Source organism: Desulfovibrio subterraneus, from assembly GCF_013340285.1.
Lineage (GTDB): Bacteria > Desulfobacterota > Desulfovibrionia > Desulfovibrionales > Desulfovibrionaceae > Halodesulfovibrio > Halodesulfovibrio subterraneus.
In genome coordinates this window covers 186,760-204,091 of sequence record NZ_BLVO01000012.1, presented here as the reverse complement: position 1 = coordinate 204,091, position 17,332 = coordinate 186,760, and the positions used below count along the sequence as shown (strand labels likewise).

The 17,332-nt window shown below is 58.1% G+C and carries 11 protein-coding genes; 10 read left to right on the top strand and 1 reads right to left on the bottom strand.

Going from position 1 to position 17,332, the window contains the following annotated elements; all coding sequences use genetic code 11:
• The first annotated feature begins 340 nt into the window (after window positions 1–340).
• The 4 genes from HUV30_RS04895 to HUV30_RS04880 all read left to right on the top strand — a co-directional run bounded on the left by HUV30_RS04895 (window position 341) and on the right by HUV30_RS04880 (window position 5,217).
• Window positions 341–3,028 (top strand): bifunctional acetate--CoA ligase family protein/GNAT family N-acetyltransferase, encoded by a 2,688-nt coding sequence (locus HUV30_RS04895; protein ID WP_174404308.1) that lies wholly within the window; start codon window positions 341–343, stop codon window positions 3,026–3,028.
• A gap of 3 nt (window positions 3,029–3,031) precedes the next feature.
• Window positions 3,032–3,394, top strand: coding sequence for a DsrE family protein (locus tag HUV30_RS04890; protein WP_174404307.1), 363 nt, complete (start codon window positions 3,032–3,034; stop codon window positions 3,392–3,394).
• Between the two features lie 108 nt (window positions 3,395–3,502).
• Window positions 3,503–4,309 carry a ZIP family metal transporter gene (locus HUV30_RS04885; RefSeq protein ID WP_174404306.1) on the top strand — a complete coding sequence of 269 codons (807 nt, stop codon included), beginning with the start codon at window positions 3,503–3,505 and terminating at the stop codon, window positions 4,307–4,309.
• Window positions 4,310–4,428: 119 nt separating this feature from the next.
• Entirely contained in the window at window positions 4,429–5,217 is a 789-nt protein-coding gene (locus HUV30_RS04880; RefSeq protein WP_174404305.1) for a substrate-binding periplasmic protein, read from the top strand.
• A gap of 105 nt (window positions 5,218–5,322) precedes the next feature.
• On the opposite strand, the gene HUV30_RS04875 is transcribed toward HUV30_RS04880, so the two are convergent.
• Complete coding sequence (locus tag HUV30_RS04875; RefSeq protein ID WP_174404304.1) at window positions 5,323–8,688, bottom strand: ATP-binding protein; 3,366 nt, start codon at window positions 8,686–8,688, stop codon at window positions 5,323–5,325.
• A gap of 588 nt (window positions 8,689–9,276) precedes the next feature.
• On the opposite strand from HUV30_RS04875, the gene HUV30_RS04870 reads away from it, so the two are divergent.
• The 6 genes from HUV30_RS04870 to HUV30_RS04845 all read left to right on the top strand — a co-directional run bounded on the left by HUV30_RS04870 (window position 9,277) and on the right by HUV30_RS04845 (window position 17,332).
• Window positions 9,277–10,428, top strand: a complete 1,152-nt coding sequence (locus tag HUV30_RS04870; RefSeq protein ID WP_174404303.1) for a sulfite exporter TauE/SafE family protein — start codon at window positions 9,277–9,279, stop codon at window positions 10,426–10,428.
• Between the two features lie 197 nt (window positions 10,429–10,625).
• Window positions 10,626–11,321 (top strand): hypothetical protein, encoded by a 696-nt coding sequence (locus tag HUV30_RS04865; RefSeq protein ID WP_174404302.1) that lies wholly within the window; start codon window positions 10,626–10,628, stop codon window positions 11,319–11,321.
• A 16-nt stretch (window positions 11,322–11,337) separates the two neighbouring features.
• Window positions 11,338–12,309 carry a phosphate/phosphite/phosphonate ABC transporter substrate-binding protein gene (locus HUV30_RS04860; protein ID WP_174404301.1) on the top strand — a complete coding sequence of 324 codons (972 nt, stop codon included), beginning with the start codon at window positions 11,338–11,340 and terminating at the stop codon, window positions 12,307–12,309.
• Window positions 12,309–14,426, top strand: coding sequence for an ATP-binding protein (locus HUV30_RS04855; RefSeq protein WP_174404300.1), 2,118 nt, complete (start codon window positions 12,309–12,311; stop codon window positions 14,424–14,426). The genes HUV30_RS04860 and HUV30_RS04855 overlap by 1 nt, the downstream gene beginning before the upstream one ends.
• A 3-nt stretch (window positions 14,427–14,429) precedes the next feature.
• Window positions 14,430–14,789: a response regulator gene (locus HUV30_RS04850; protein ID WP_174404299.1), complete on the top strand. Its 360-nt coding sequence runs from the start codon at window positions 14,430–14,432 to the stop codon at window positions 14,787–14,789.
• 68 nt (window positions 14,790–14,857) lie between these two features.
• Window positions 14,858–17,332: a PEP/pyruvate-binding domain-containing protein gene (locus HUV30_RS04845; RefSeq protein WP_174404298.1), complete on the top strand. Its 2,475-nt coding sequence runs from the start codon at window positions 14,858–14,860 to the stop codon at window positions 17,330–17,332.

The following is a 17,332-nucleotide window of genomic DNA, read 5'->3' as shown; positions in this document are numbered from 1 at the left end:
AGTTTCATGTATACATGGGCATGCAGCATGTTTGAACCCCAAGGCCATCTCTTTTCGGTGAGTGGTCGAAATCGGCAGATAAAGGACCAGACTTCCGGTGAACGGCAGAACAAGGCCGACGAAATGCAGCCGCCACCGGCCAGCCCGCGTGCATGGCAAACCGCGCATTTGCGCAAAAGTCGAATGCCATTCCGTAATCAGCATGAAAAATCCATGCAACCTCTCGGCATTTCTTTGTCATTTGTAAATTGACTTTGACGCGGATGACGTGGAAATATGAAAACTCCAAAACAGGGAATCCAAGCAAACCTGCGCCCGTGGCATCGACAAGGGAGTCGCCGTGAGTCCGGTAAAACTAGAGCAGATGTTCAAGCCCACCTCAGTTGCCGTCATAGGTGCAACCGACGAGCCGGGCGACCCCGGCAACACCATTCTCAAGAACCTGCTGGGCGGCAAGTTTCTCGGCCCGGTACTGCCGGTCAACCCCGACGTGGACAGCGTGATGGGCATGCCTTCCTATTCGGCCATAGACACCCTGCCGCTCACGCCCGACCTTGCCATTCTCTGTTCACCGCCGGAAACCATTCCCTACTATATTGAAGAACTGGGCAAACGCGGCACCCAGCATGCCGTCATCATGTCGCGCGGTTACTTCCGCTTCAACCGTGACAAGCTGGAAGTGCAGAAGAAAGCCCTGCTCAGCGTGGCCAGAAAGTTCAACGTGCGCGTGCTCGGCCCCAACTGTCTCGGCTACATCAACCCTTCCGTGGGTATAAACGCCAGCCTTGCCTCGCGTGACGCCCTGCCCGGCAAGGTGGCCTTTGTCACCCAGTCCGACTCGCTGTTCACCACGGTGCTCGACTGGGCCGCCTCCAAGAACATCGGCTTTTCACATTTCATCTCGCTGGGCGACCGGTACGACATCCACTTCGAGGATGTTCTCAACTACCTGAACAACGATTTTTCCACCCGCGCCATCCTGCTCTACATAGAGACCATCGAGAACGCGCGGCAGTTTCTTTCAGCCGTGCGCGCACTGGCGCGCAACAAACCCGTGCTGGTCATCAAGGCCGGCCGTTCCGAAGCGGGTGCTGCGGCCGCGGCCGCGCATTCGGGCATGCTGCTCGGCTCGGACGATGTGTACGACACGGCATTCCGGCGTGCGGGCATGCTGCGCGTGTTCGACATAGACACCCTGTTTGACACCGTGGAAACCATTGCCCTTGCCCGCCCGCTCAAAGGCGAGCGCCTTGCCATTATCACCAACGGCGGCGGCCCCGGCTTTCTTGCCACCGACATGCTGCTGGAAGGCGGCGGACGGCTGGCGGATATCTCCGATACAACCTGCCAGGCGCTTGACGACGAACTGGGCAACGCGTGGTCTTACTGGAATCCGCTGATCCTCAAGAGCGATGCGGACGGCGAAATGTATGCCGCGACCATCCGGCAGTTGCTGCTGGACTCGGAAGTGGACGCCCTGCTCATCATGCATGTTCCCACAACAGGTACAGACAGCGCCGCCATTGCGGAGCATGTCATCAAGGCCTGCAAGAAGACCAAAAAGCTGGTGCTGACAAGCTGGATGGGCATAGACGACGCAGAAGAGGCCCGCAAACGCTTCACCGGAGCAGGCTTTCCCTCTTTCTTCACGCCGGACAAGGCCGTGCGCGCCTTCCTTAACCTTGTGCAGTACCGCCGCAACCAGGAAATGCTGGTGGAAGCGCCCGCCTCGCTGCCGGACGACTACCACCCGGACACTTTCATGGTGCGCAACATCATCGTGGAGGCACTGGAAGACAAGCGACAGATGCTCACGGAGCAGGAAGCACGGGCCATTCTCACAGCCTACGGCATTCCCATTGTGGAAACCCGTACCACAACCACAGCCGATGAGGCGGCGGATGCGGCAGAGGCCATCGGTTTTCCTGTGGCACTCAAGGTCATCTCGCCCGATATCTATCGCAAATCTCTGGCCGGCGGTGTGGCACTGGACCTTGAAACCCGCGATCAGGTGCAGGCTGCCGTTCACACCGTGACGAACCGCGTGCGGCAGAACCAGCCGGACGCCCGCATCAGCGGCTACAGCATCCAGCGCATGAGCCGCCGTGCACGAGCACGGGAGCTGGCCGTGGAAACCGCAACCGACCCCGTGTTCGGCCCCATTATCCGCTTCGGCCAGGGCGGCTCGCTCGCCTCCATCACGCACGACCGCCAGACAGCGCTGCCGCCGCTCAACATGTCCCTTGCCAACGAGCTCATCTCACGGACAAAAATCGTTACACTGCTGCGCGGCAACCGCGACATTCCGGCTGCCAACCTCGATGCCGTGCGCTCCACGCTGGTCAAGATATCCCAGCTCATCATCGACATTCCGGAAATATTCGAGCTTGAGATAGACCCCCTTTTCGCGGACGAAGAAGGCGTGGTGGCACTGGATGCGAACATACGTGTGGCGTGGAGCACTTCTTCCGGCACCGACCAGCTGGCCATACGCCCCTATCCGAAAGAGCTTGAGGAATGCGTCCAGCTGCGCAACGGCGCCAAGGTGGACCTGCGCCCCATCCGCCCCGAAGACGAGCCGGACCACTGGGATTTTCTGGAGCATATGTCGCCGGAGGACAAGCGCTTCCGCTTCTTCGGCAACGTGGCCACCCTGCCGCGGTCCGAGATGATAAAACTCACGCAGATAGACTACGACCGCGAAATGGCCTTTATCGCCAAGGGCGAGGCGCCGGACGGTTCATACAAGACCCTCGGGGTGGCGCGGGCCATGATCCAGCCGGACAACTCCAGTGCAGAGTTTGCTGTTGCTGTCCGTTCCGACCTCAAACGGCTGGGGCTTGGCAGGCTGCTCATGGAAAAGATCATCCGCTACCTGCAGTTGCGAAAGACCAGACAGATTACCGGTGCGGCTCTCAGTGACAATAAGAACATGATAGAGCTGGCGCGCAACCTTGGTTTTGATGTAACCAAGGATCTGGACGATGATGTCCACCATTTTGAAATGACCATGGAAGAGGAGGCGTAACCCATGCAGCCCGATACGGAACGACAGCCGGAAAAGCTGTGCATCATCTGGAGCAGCCGCGACCCCGAAGTGGCCCGCAACCTTGTCTTCATGTACGGTGGCAATGCCCTGCCCAAAGGCTGGTGGAAAGAAGTTACGCTTGTCGTATGGGGGCCGTCGCAGCAGATGCTGGCCTTTGACGCCGCAACCCGCAAGGAACTTTCCCTGCTGCAGGAACGCGGCGTGCACATAATCGCCTGCCGTGCCTGCGCAGAACGCTATAACCTTACCGCCGTACTGGAAGAAATGGGGCTGGAGGTGGACTACGTGGGCGCCTTTTTCACCTCCGTACTCAAATCACCGGAATGGTCGTCGGTCACCTTCTAGGCCGCCCCTCTCACCCGAGTCACCAGATTTTCCCGATTCGCCCTATTCACCCGATTCGCCCGATTTACTGGGCACCCGCAGAACACCGTCCTTACCGGAGACAGATGAATGACCTTCGCAGAACTGCATCCCGCGCTTCAGGCCCTCATAGCCACCTGCTTCACGTGGGGCATGACCGCCCTTGGTGCAGCTGTTGTTTTCCTCACCAAAAACATCACCAAGAAGACGCTCGACATCATGCTCGGCTTTGCTGCCGGAGTCATGATTGCGGCCAGCTACTGGTCGCTGCTGGCTCCTGCCATTGAAATGAGCGAAGGGCTCGGCTCCCTGAAATGGGTACCCGCGCTGGTCGGCTTTCTAAGCGGCGCGTTCTTTCTCCGCCTTGTGGACATGTTTCTGCCCCACCTGCACATTCACGCAAAGATGGATGAAGCCGAGGGTGTTTCCACCTCATGGAAACGCTCAACCCTGCTGGTACTTGCCATAACCCTGCACAACATTCCCGAGGGACTGGCCGTGGGCGTGGCCTTCGGCGCTGTGGCCGCCGGGTATCCTTCCGCCACTCTGGCAGGAGCCATAGCCCTTGCCATAGGCATAGGCATTCAGAACTTTCCCGAAGGTACGGCCGTATCCGTTCCCCTGCGCAGAGATGGCATGTCGCGGGCCAAGAGCTTCTGGTACGGTCAACTTTCCGGCATTGTGGAACCCATAGCCGGTGTGCTTGGCGCCCTTGCCGTAGTCGTGGCCCAGCCCATTCTGCCATATGCGCTGGCCTTTGCCGCCGGAGCCATGATCTTTGTGGTGGTGGAAGAGGTCATCCCCGAATCGCAGGCGTCCGGTTACGGCGACCTTGCGACCATGGGCTGCATTGTAGGGTTCGGTGTCATGATGACGCTTGATGTTGCGCTCGGATAACGCGCCCCTCAGCAACCGCATACAATCCTTTGCAATAGCAGATAATTATCCAAAAATTATCTGCAGGCGGCGTATTGCAGCCCGACACGATTCCCCGTAAGGTGGCGCTCGAGGAATCTATGACTTCATGCCCAATTCTTAAATACCTTTTGCTGCTCACGGCCTTTTCTGTCGCCCTTTGTGCTGATATTCCGGCTCACGCCAACGCCGCTCAGCAACCGCTGGTTGTTACGGAAGATCTGGCCCCCTACAACTACCAGCAGGGACGGGAGCTCAAAGGCCCGTGCAACGAGATTGTGCTTGAAATCCTCCGTCGAACCACCAAGGGGATTCCACGGGGAGTAAGAGTGCTGCCATGGTCACGGGCGTATGCACTTGCCCGCCAGGTGCCGAATGTGGCCTTGTATTCCACCGTGCGCTCACCGGAACGGGAGCATCTCTTTCATTGGGTGGGCCCCATCTATCATGATGATCTCGTAATGATGCGACGCAGGGGGAGCGCGGTCAAAGCCGCCAACCTTGAAGAAGCCAAAAAATACACCATCGGCGTCATGCAGGACTACGCAGGGGAAGACCTGCTGCGAAGGAACAACTTTCCCAAGGTGCACAGCCTGCCCGGAGCTCCCGAACAGATGGTCTACATGCTGGCCCACGACCGCGTGGACCTGTGGCTGGAATCGTGGCCCAGCGGCATGTACTACGCCGCCCGTGCAGGCAAGCCGACAGGCTGGATAGAACCGCTGTTCACCGTGGCCCGCGAAGATCTGTATGTGGCCTTTTCTCTCTTCTCCGATCAGGAAACGATACGCCGGTGGTCCGATACTCTGCAAAGCATGAAAGAGGACGGCACCTACCGCAAACTCATCGACCGGTTCGAGGAACGACTGGCCAACAACCAGTTGCAGTAATTCACCGAGCCGCATGCGCCCCCCCCGCGCCCGGACGTCCAAGCGCTCACACAGACTTCACACCCGGTTCGCCTGCATGCTGCAGCGCCGCTCGCTCTCTGACGGCTATGCTTCCGCCTCGCTCAGTACCGTGCGGAGAAGATCAAGCAATTCAGCCTTTCTCACCGGCTTTGCCAGATATTCCGAGCATCCTGCATCAAGGCACCGTCGCCTGTCGTCCGCCATGGCGTTGGCAGTCAGGGCGATAATGGGCAGATGTTCGCTTTCTTCCATATTGCGCAGGTTCCGGGCAACGGTATAGCCATCCATGCCCGGCAGTTCCATATCCAGCAGCATCACATCGTACTTGCCGGCCGTAGCCATTTCGATACCCTGCATGCCGTCCTCGGCAAGATCCAGCTCCACACCGGTATTCTTCAGGTACAGGCTTATCAAAAGGCGGTTGCTCTCGGAGTCATCCACATACAGCACTTTCTTTCCTATGCTCCATCCGCCGCTCTCGCCTGCATGCCCGGTTTCGGACTGCAATGCCGGATCAGCATGGTTCGGAGGCTCTGCCTCATCAAGCACAATGGAGAACGAGAAGCGGCTCCCCTCGCCGGGCGTGCTCTCCGCGGAAATGGTTCCGCCCATGAGCGCCACAAGCCGTTTGCTGATGGCAAGCCCGAGGCCGGACCCCCCGAATTTTCGCGTTGAAGAGTTATCTCCCTGAACAAACGCATCAAACAGCGTGGCAGCCTTTTCAGGCGGGAAACCGCTTCCCGTATCCTGCACCATGCAATTGAGCACAACCTGCTTGCCGGCCCTTTCCGCCATTCCCACACGGATGACCACGCTGCCCGCATCGGTGAATTTGACCGCGTTGCCGACAAGGTTGAGCATAATCTGCCTGAACCGTGCTGCATCTCCCCTCACGAAAGCCGGAAGCCCCTGCTCGACATGGTACTTCAGCTGAATGCCTTTCTCTTTCGCCTTCACGGACATAATGCTCGCAACTCCGCGAACCTGATCGTGAATACTGAAGGGTTCGCGGGCAAGGTGCGCTTTGCCCGCCTCTATCTGCGAAATATCCAGAATATCATTTATGAGCACCAGCAAATGCTCACCGGAGGTCTGCAACAAAGAGACGAGCGCCTTGCCGTTGTCGTCCAGCGGGCTTTCCTGCAGCAGCTCCGCCACTCCAAGGATGGCGTTCATGGGCGTGCGGATCTCATGGCTCATGTTTGCCAGAAACACGCTCTTCGCCTGATCGCGCGCCTCTGCAGCCTCCCTGCTCCGCTCGGCTTCTTCCATATTCTTGCGGCTCGTTATGTCGCCGACCATGCCTTCAATGTACTCTATCTCCCCGTTCTTGCCACGCACGGCCCGTACGTTGGTAGAAAGCCATACCGGAGATCCGTCCTTTCTGCGGGCCCTGAATTCGTAGTTGCTCACAGAACCGCTGGCTTCAAGAATCTCCAGCAGATTCTCACGATCGGCCGGATCATCATACAACTGCGTGCCGATATTGCTCACCGAACACAACAGTTCTTCCTTGCTCTCATACCCGAGAATTTGCACAAGAGCCGGGTTCACATCCAGATACCTGCCGTCCGGAGTGCTCTGGTAAATACCTTCCACAGCATTCTGGATAACGGTTCTGTACTGCTCCTCCGCTCCCTTGAGGTCCGCAACAAGAGCACTTATGGTTCCCGCGGTGTCGTTGAACGCATGACACAACTGACCGATTTCGTCCGTTCCCTTTTCCTCAAGCCGGTACCCAAGCTCACCGGACTGGAAGCGCCGTATTCCACGGATTATCCGCGTGATCTTGCCTGTCAGTGTTGTAGCCATCCAGACGGCGATAACAATCACGATAAAGATCATGGCCGCTGTGGACATGGATATTTCGAGCGAAGTCTTCCTGAGCGATTTCTGGAGCATCGTCTGGGTCTTTTCATCCTGCTCGCCCAGATAATCGGTAAACGTGGAAACCAGCATCTCGAGGCGGTTCGCCATTCTTGTGGCTGCCTCGTGGAATTCATCCACATTGGCACCAATTGTCACATAGCCGAACCCGCGGGGGGAATCACCATATTGTCCGGTGTAGTAGGGAATGGCCGCCGCAGTGGTCAGCTTCCACAGGCCGCTCCAGAAAATGACAAACGAACCGGAACCGCCGTGCTGAGTGAGGTTATGCCACCCCGTACACTGAGGCGCAAAATTGAGATAGCGTCCGTCGAGCCCCACCAGTCCCTGTCTCATCATTTCCTTGGAAGGCTTGTTGCCCAGAGACTGGTGATTAAAGAACGGCACAGTCTTCAAGAATTCCGTTGCGTTAAGGCCGCTTGCCTGCCACTTTCGGTAGGTATCTTCATCAAGCCACGGCACCGCAGGTTCACCGGTCTTCGGGTCGTATCCGGCAATGGAATAATCACGCGGGTGAGATATGCTGCGCCCCTGATAGTCCCACATGAAGGCATAGTTTCCGCTGGATGCATCGGAAATGTCCGTGTACCGCTCTTCCGTCGGCAGTATGTGGTCAGTGAATTCCATGACATGGGTGTGATCAAGTGCCAGCGTAACCCATCCGATCTGTTTTCCTTCGCGTACGACCGGTGTCGCCCACCGCACAAGCCCCTCGAACCGCTTGCCCACGGGATTCTCTTTACCGGCATATCCCGCCTTTTCCGGTTCAAAGGGTATCCCCAAAGCTTTGGCACGCTCTTTGGTAAACGGGCCTATGACGGGACTCGGAAGATATGCGCCTATGACATCTGATACATATATCTCGCCCGGCTTCAGCTTTTTGAGTTGCGCAAAATACCCTTCCGCCCTGCAGTATGTGTTGGCCCGCTTGCTCACATCACGCAGCTCGGGCGACATGCGGGGCGAGGTGACAACCTTCACGCGCTCCATGCCGGACATGTCCACAAAGGTCATTTCCAGATACAGCGGTCTGTCCTCCTGCCGGAATACCGACGGAGGACGGGAGTGAAAATCTTTGGAGTTGTTGATATTGACCGGAGCAACCAGAGGGCCGCTTTCAGGACGGGGTATTGCGGGTACCCATGCAGAGCCTTCGGAATTCAGCACCCACTCGTCATGCAGGATAACAGGCCTGTTGCGGGGGGCCAGAAACTGCCTGTAGAGACGTTCGTCAGGCCGCAGGACGGCAGCCTGCCCCAGATCGTCGTCTCTTTCATACAGAAAGGCGGCCACGCGTGAAGCCGTATCTGTGGTGAGCCTTTCAATAGCTTCTCTGGATTTTATATCCAACGCACGGATGGAACTTTCCGTGGCAATGGAGCCGACCTCGCCGACCGTGCGCTTGGTTTCGAAGACAAGCTGCTCAAGACGCTCGCGCACCGTCCAGCCCAGTGTGGATATCTCACTCCATGCGAACCATGCCAGAAGAATAAGTGGCAGCACTTTTATCAGCACGAAAATGCCGACTAATTTTTCCCGAATGCCCCAACTAGGCTTCATCATGCACAAACAATCTCCAATACTCCCAGTGTTACACAATTTCTGTACAATGTCAGAAGTAGCACTTCTTGAAAAGAGTGCGGTGCACAAAACAAACCCTGAACGCAGATATTATCAAGCAATCGGCACTACACGTACAGAGCACCAAAACATGCGTGCTGCGAGCGTACATATTTTTCAACAAATCTAATTTATGTATGCGGTTTTATTATATTTTATAATTATATTGTGATTTTTTTAACAAACAAGACAGAAAAATGGTCACATTTTGACGCCCTATTTGTGAAAAAAAGTGATACTTTTCCCATGAAGAATTATCCTTGCGAATGCTGTGCCCCAACGCTACACGGCATTTACTGGAAAAAGCCGTCCAGTGAAAGGGAAGAAGGCCATTCTCCTGCGGCAACAGGAGAAATAAACGTTCCGGAAGCAATGCGCCACTACGGGCTGCCCCCGCAGAATGCTGCAGCCGGAACGGGCAAGACCACAGGTATATAGTAGGTTCGGGCGAACAGGCTGAGCATCCGGCGCGTAAGGAAGCAAAGCCCCCCTGTATCACAACCGATTTGCTGCATTTGCAAGGAGTACAACGTGTTCAAATCCAAAAAGACCATCATGGTGCTGGCGCTCACAGTTCTGACCGTCTTCCTCTGCATGGAGCCCGCATGGGCAGACCGTCTGCAGGACGCCATCAACGCAGCCCCCAAGGGTGCCGAAGCAGGGCAGATCAATCCTGAATCCCCCCTCGGCTTCCTCAATATTCCCGGCGCACCTGATATCAGCCTGATTCTCGGCTTCGGCTGGGCGGTGTGGGTAGGCTGGATCTTCTCCACCGTCGGCGCATTCGGCGGCATCATGGCCGGTGTCGGCCACATCACCATCTTCGGCCTGGGCAACTATGCTTCCGGTTTCAAGAAGACCGCTCCCGACCTGAACAAGCTGATCACCGACTCCATCCGCGTGTCCAACCAGTGGCTCGTGGGTACCTCTGCCGGTATCTCTTCTTACAACTACTACCGCATGGGCCGTCTGGTACTGCCCCTGGCACTGGCACTGGGCCTCGGCTCCATCGCCGGTTCCACGCTGGTTCCCTGGCTCACCGCGGGCAAGATTTCGCTGAAGTCCTACATCGGCTACTTCGGCCTTTTTGTTCTCTTCCTCGGCTGCTACCTGCTGTATGAAACCACCCCCAGGGGTCAGGCTTCCAAGAAGAAGGCCAAGGAAGCCGCCAAGGCATTCGAATCCTCCATCAAGGGCGAATCCAAGGTTGATACCTCCGCCATGGGCGTTAAGGTAAAGAGCTTCTCCCCCAGCAACTGCACCTTCACCTTCTACGGTGTCGAGTTCTCCTTCAATCCCGTCATCCCCCTGGTCGGCGGCTTCTTCATCGCAGCCATGGCCTCCTTCCTCGGTGTCGGCGGCGGCTTCCTGCTCGTGCCCTTCCTGACCAGCGTTGCCGGTCTGCCCATGTACCTCGTGGCAGGCACCTCCGCTCTGGCAGTTCTGATCGGCATGATCACCTCCATCTTCACCTACATGTTCGTTTCCGGCACGCCCATCTTCTGGCCCCTCATCGGTGCTGAACTGGTCGGTATCTTCGTGGGTTCCGTCATCGGCCCCCGTACCTCCAAGTACATCCCCGAAATCTGGCTGAAGCGCATCTTCATCGTGCTGGCCTTCTACGTTGGTATCCGTTACGCCTCCAAGGGTCTGTTCGACCTGAACCTGCTGCCCCCCTACTAGCAGCCGGTTTCCGGTACCATACCGATCAAATCCGGCGGTCCGCACCTGGTGCGGACCGCCGGTCACAAATTTCCGGTCCGTATCCCGTGCAATCGCGCTGCACCCGATACGAAAAACGCTTCTCGAACCACCCCGGGCGGATCTTCCGCAAGGAATTTCCGCCCGCCGGTGTGTATGTACACGGCAAGGAGTACTGAATGGATTTCACCTCTCTCTATCTCGCGGCTGACGCCTTTTTCATAGCCCCCTACCGCTGGTTCTCTTCGGCCGGGCTTGGCATGTGGGTCGGCACATCCATTCTTTCCGTGTGGACCATCATTGCCGGTGAACTGGCGCTCACGCTTATCTACCTGACCAACCGCGCCTACTATGCCTCGTTGAACACCAAAATGGTCAGAATGCACAACCTGTCCATCGCGGCCATACAGTGCAAGGACAAAGAAAGCTTCAAAGCCACGAACAAGTGGGCCAACGAGTATTTCGGCAAAATGTTCTTCTCGCATGCGGCGCTCTTTGCCGTTTCCATCTGGCCGCTCCCCTTTGCACTGGGTTGGATGCAGATCCGCTTTGAAGGCATAACCATTCACACCGTGCCCTATTTTGAGACCCCGCTGGGCTATCAATTTGTGATGCTTACGTGTTATATTGTGCTCCGCCTCGCGTTCAGCAAGGTGCGCAAACACGTGCCCCTGCTCAAACGCATTGACCGGATGCGCAAAGAGGATTCCGAATCCGCCGGCAAAATGCGCTCATGGGCCGAACTCGGCGCACCGGCCAGAAAGGAAGGCGCACAGATGACGCTGGTGCTTTCTTCTGCAGGCAATACCGTTATTGAGACCGCCAGTCCCGCCCTTGCCGCCGATGCTTCACAGGTAGCGGGAGGAACCGCGTAACCTTACGGAGCAACACATGTTCATACGCCGCACCGCTGCCCTTATGGGCTTTATTCTGCTTGCCCTTTTCGGGCTGCAAGGGTGTGGCGAGGACGAGCCGGTTGTCTACGTGGACATGACAAAACGGCAGGAAGTCAGAGTACCCGAACTCCAGCCCGCAATAACCTACGCCTATCTTCCGCAATATTCCCACACGGTATCCTATCGCCGCCACAACCCGCTGATCGAATACATTTCCAGTGAAACCGGCCTTACCCTGAGGCAGGTTTTTCCAGACACATTTGAAGAACACCGCAGAATGGTGGAGCGCGGAGACATCGACATTTCCTTTTCCAACCCCTTCACCTATGTGAGCATTGCCAAATCGGGCGCACGCGCCTTTGCCCGCATAGTGGAACCTTCCGGCAGCACCAACTTTCGCGGCCAGATAATCGCCCGCACTGATAACAGGCAGATTCAAACCCTGCAGGACTGCCGCGGCAAACGATGGATAGCCGTGGACCCTCTTTCTGCCGGCGGCTACCTTTTCGCCCTCGGGCACTTTCTCGACCACGGCATCCATGCCGAAGATTTTTCTGAAATCGCCTTTGCTCCCGGACCGGGCGGCAAGCAGGAAAAGGCCGTGCTTGCCGTGTATGCAGGCAAGTATGACCTTGCCTCCATCCGTGAAGGCACGCTGGAAATCGTGAAAGACAAAATCGATCCCGGCCGCCTGCGCGTCATAGCCACCACCCGCGCCTATCCCGGCTGGGTGTATGCCGCCCGCAAGGGGCTGCCGCAGGAAACCATAACAGCCATTGCCGGGGCGCTGTTCAAACTTTCCATGAAAAACCCGGGTCAGGCTGCCATTCTGTCCGGTGCAGGCATGAGCCGCATCATTCCGGCCACCGACAGCGACTACGACCCCATACGCGAACTTGTGGCCAAAACCCGCTTTAATGAAGCCGTGTACGACGGCAGACAGGATGCTCCGGAGGGAACGCAGTAATGTCTTCCCTTCCCTTTGCCTTTTCCCGCATGCGCTTTCGCAACAAGCTCAATCTGGGCATCACACTTATCGTGATGTTCACATCCATTCTGCTGGCCACCTTTGTGACCCGCCTCTCGGCTGATGCGCTTCTGCAGGAATCCAAGCGCCGCGGGCAGGTGCTCGCGGGCAACCTTGCCCTGCGCGCCGCCGACCCCATGCTTTCTCTCGATCTGCTGGTGCTCAAGAACATAGTGGATGAACTGCACACAGTGGATGAAGACATTGCCTACGCCTTCATTCTGGACGACCACAACCGCATTCTCGTGCACAGCTTCAATTACGGTTTCCCTGTGGAACTGCGCCTTGCCAACCTCGTCAAATACGGAGAAAACCGCAGCGTGCGGCTCATCGACACGGGCAAAGAGCGCATCTACGACTTTGCGGTTCCCGTCATCGTTGCCAAGCATACCGTCGGCACCGCCCGCATAGGTCTGTCACGCACCAAGGCGCAGGCTGTCGTGCAGGGACTCATCTTCACCATTTCCGGCCTTACGGGCATTGCCCTGCTGGTGGGCATTGTCATTTCCACCCAGTTCGCACGCCGCATATCCTCGCGGCTCGGCCAGTTGCGCGAACATGCGGAAGACATGGTGCGCGGCAATCTCGACCTGCGCACGGGCAAGAACCTCACCCGCAACTGCTGGGAAATACAGAACTGCACCGGCCACGACTGCCCTGCTTACGGCGATACGGAACGCCGGTGCTGGTATCTGGCAGGCACCATGTGTGCCAACTGCAACCCCGAAGACTATCCCGGCAAGATGGATAACTGCCGCGACTGCCCCGTATTCATCGAAAACGCGGGCGACGAAATTCAGGAACTTTCCGAGACATTTGATGTCATGGCGCTTTCCCTGCGCAAGCACATTGACGATCTGCAAAACGCCCAGAAAGACCTGACGCGCCAGCAGGAACTGATGCGCACCATTCTTTCCGTCAGCCCCGACCATGTTTCGCTGGTGGACCGCGACCTGCGCTACCTTGCCGTGAACACGGCCTTTGCCCGCTTTGTGGGCCTTTCGGAAAACGACCTCATCGGCATGCCCGAATCCATGGTCTTTTCCGGCGATGCTGACCCCACCCGCAGAAATGAAACCCTGTCCATCCTGAGCACGGGCATGCCGGTCAACCGCGAGGCATTCATCACATCCGCCTCCGGCACCAAACGCTGGCTGCACATTCTGCGGGTACCCGTGCACGACGAGCGCCAGCGCATCATCGGCGTGCTGACCACGGCGCGCGACATCACCGACCTGAAAAGCTATCAGGACCAGCTCATCCACTCCCAGAAAATGGAATCCGTGGGCAAGCTCGCGGGCGGTGTGGCGCATGAAATCAACACTCCCCTCGGCATCATCCTCGGCTATGCGCAGTTGCTGCAGGAAGATGTGCCGGAAGAAAGCCAGATACATTCCGACCTTGCCATCATAGAAAAGCAGGCCAAGTTCTGCCGCAAGATCGTGGCCGACCTGCTGGGCTTTTCCCGCCAGACAGGCAGCGAAAAGAAAGAGATGTGCTTCAACAACTCCATCATGGAAGTGGTGCAGCTCATCAGGCACGCATTCAAGCTGGACAATGTGGAGATCATAACCGACCTTGACGACAGGTTCCCCATCATCTTCGGTGATCCGGAAAAGTTGAAGCAGGTCTGGATAAACCTGCTCTCCAACGCGACCGAAGCCATGGAGGAAGGTGGCGGGCTCATACGCATAGTCACGCGGCTTGACGTGAAGAGTTTTACCATCACGGCCATGTTCATGGATACCGGCAGCGGCATACGGCCCGAGAACCTTTCCACCATCTTCGATCCCTTCTTCAGCACCAAACCGGTGGGCAAGGGAACGGGGCTGGGGCTTTCCGTGTCCTTCGGCATCATCGAGGATCATCAGGGCACCATTGAAGTGCTGAGTCCCCTGCCCGAAGGCATGATCGAAAAAGGACAGCTGGAATCCGTGCCGCGCGGCCCCGGCACCGCATTCATAGTAACCCTGCCGCTGGAATCTTCGGACGGTGAGGCCCCCAAAACCTGCCACGACAAGAACCGGCCCGCAGAGGCCACCAACGATACGGAGTAAACCATGGCATCCATAATGGTATTGGACGACGTTATCGACGCCGGCGTACTGATCAAGCGCATTCTCGAACGCAAGGGACACACCGTTTCCGTATTCACCGACGAGGACGAGGCCATCAACCACGCGGCTTCTGCCACGCCCGACCTCGCCATTCTGGATATCAAACTGCGCAAGATGACCGGCGTGCAGGTGCTCGACGAACTCAAAAAGCGGTGCCCCGACATCCGCGTCATCATGCTTACCGGCTACCCCACGCTGGAAACCGCGCGCGAATCCCTGCGCCTCGGTGCCAACGAATACTGCGTGAAGCCCATCGACAAGGATGAGCTGGAAGGCAAGGTGGACGACGTTCTCGGGCTCTAGCCCCGCCACCCCGTACCGGTGCCGCAGCACCGGACACCTTACGCAACCGATTTTTCCGAGGGAACGGCATGTCTTTTCGCGAACTATTTCTGCACTGGACCTATCAGGCTTTTGCACCTGGTACCCTGCTGCGCAACAAATACAACGCCTTCAAGGAGCTGCTGCGCCTTGATGACCAATGCCTTGAGCGCATTGCCGATCTGGAAGAGATTCACTACGGGCGAGAGCAGGCGGACTGGGCCCGCGTCACATGGCTGTGCGAGGAACTGGGCACCACGCTGCGCAGCCTCATAGAGCAGCTGCAGTCCATGGGTCCCACCCGCTACATGGACCTGCTGGACTACTTTTCCAAGATCAACTTCTATGTCCGCATGGCCGTGACCGTGCCGGATGCCGAAATAGTGCCGCCCTTCGTGTTTCCGCTGACAGATGCCATGCAGCATTCCAGGCAGGCGGGCGGCAAGGCACTGCACCTCGCCCAGATAGCCCATGCCACTGACCTGCCCCTGCCCCCCGGCATGGTGATTTCCGCCAGCGCCTTTCACTACTTCATAGAAGCCAACGAACTGCGCCCCCTGCTTGACGAACGCCTGCGGCAGGTGCGGCTTACCGACCCTGCCGAGCTCGCCGCCCTTGCGGACGAGATGCAGCTGCTCATTCATGAAGCGGAAATGCCCGACCCCATTGCCAACGAGATTGAAATCGCCGCGCTGGAACTGGGCTCCGGCGGCAAGTTGCTGGCCGTGCGCTCCAGCGCCGTCGCCGAAGACGGTGAGGCTTCCTTTGCAGGGCAATACACTTCCAAACTCAATGTTGCTGCCTCGGATATCATGGAGGCGTGGAAGGAAGTGGTGGCCTCCAAGTACACCCCGCGCGCCATTGCCTACCGCATCATGCACGGGCTTGCGGATTCCGAAACGCCCATGGGCGTGCTCATCATGCCCATGATCGAGCCTGCCTGCGCCGGTGTCGTCTACACCCGCGATCCGGAAATGCACGCCAACCTGCCCGTGCCGGACAGAGAGCACGGTGCTCTTGCCGTGTTTGCCGTGGAAGGGCTGGGCGAAGCACTGGTGGACGGCAGCACCTCGCCCCATACGGCCCTGCTCTCCCGCCGCCCCAGCCACAGACTTATCGATAAGCCTGCGGATTTTCCCGTTCCCACGCCCACGCTCAAACGCCTTGCCGAACACGCCATGCAGCTCGAAGACCTGTTCGGCGCGCCGCAGGACGTGGAATGGGCCATGGACGGTCGCAACCGCCTGCACATTCTGCAAAGCCGCGCCATTCAGGCGGACAGAACGGCAGAGGCCATGCTGCATCACGCCCCGCCGGACCTGCCGGTACTCATCAGTGCCACGCCTGCGGGTGCATCGGCCGTTGCCGCAGGGCGCACCACCATCATTCCCCAGTGCAGCGACATTCAGGACATGCCGCGCGGCTCGGTGCTGGTTACCCGCAATCTCGGCCCTGCGCTTTCCCGCGTCATAGACAGGGTGGCCGCCGTCATCGCACTCAAGGGCAGCCGCGCCAGCCATTTTGCCTCTGTCGCCCGCGAGTTCGGCGTTCCCGTCATCGTGGATGCGGCAGGCTGCCTTGAATCGCTGGAAAACGGCATCATCGTCACCGTGGACGGCATCACCGGCACAGTGCACGCGGGCCGCCCCGATTTTCTGCCGGAAAAGCCGCCCGTCATGCACCGCCAGCTCGGTGCCATGCGCAGGCTTGGCATGGCCATGCCCCGCATAGCCAAGCTCAACCTGACAGACCCCATGGCAGACAACTTTGCCCCGGAATTCTGCCGGTCCATGCACGACCTTGTGCGCTTTGCCCACGAACGGGGCGTGGAAGAGATGTTCACCCTTGTGGGCCGCTCCGGTCGCGGGCTTTCCGGCGCGCGCAAGCTGAAATCGGATATTCCCATTTCCCTGTACCTGCTCAATCTGGAAGACGGCCTCTTCCACTCCGCCGCAGGCAAGCCCGATGTCACGCCGGACGATATCCGCTCCGTCCCCATGTGGGCGCTCTGGTTCGGCCTTTCCTGCAATCGCGTACAGTGGCCCACGAACCTCAAGCATGTGGACTGGAACGAACTGGACCGCGTAAGCGCGGGCATCATCAACCCGGATTCCCCGCAGCTTGCAAGCTATGCCGTGCTCTCGCACACCTACCTGCACATGATGGTGCGGTTCGGCTACCATTTCTCGGTCATAGACACCCTGTGCGGACCGGAAGCACGCCAGAACTACATCAAATTCCGTTTCAAGGGCGGCGGCGGCAGACCGGAACAACGGATTCTGCGGCTGCAGTTCATAGAACGCGTTCTTTCCCGTTTCGGCTTCTTCGTCACCACGCGCGGCGACCTGCTGGACGCCCGCCACCCTGCAGAAGAGGACTCCGAAATTCAGAAAAGGCTGGCCATGCTGGGACTGCTGCTGGCCCGCACCCGCATGATGGACATGGGCCTCACCCGGTACGAACAGATTGACGAGACGGAACAGGCCTTTCTGCAGGATCTGGAAGCGTTGGAAAAGCGGGAATGA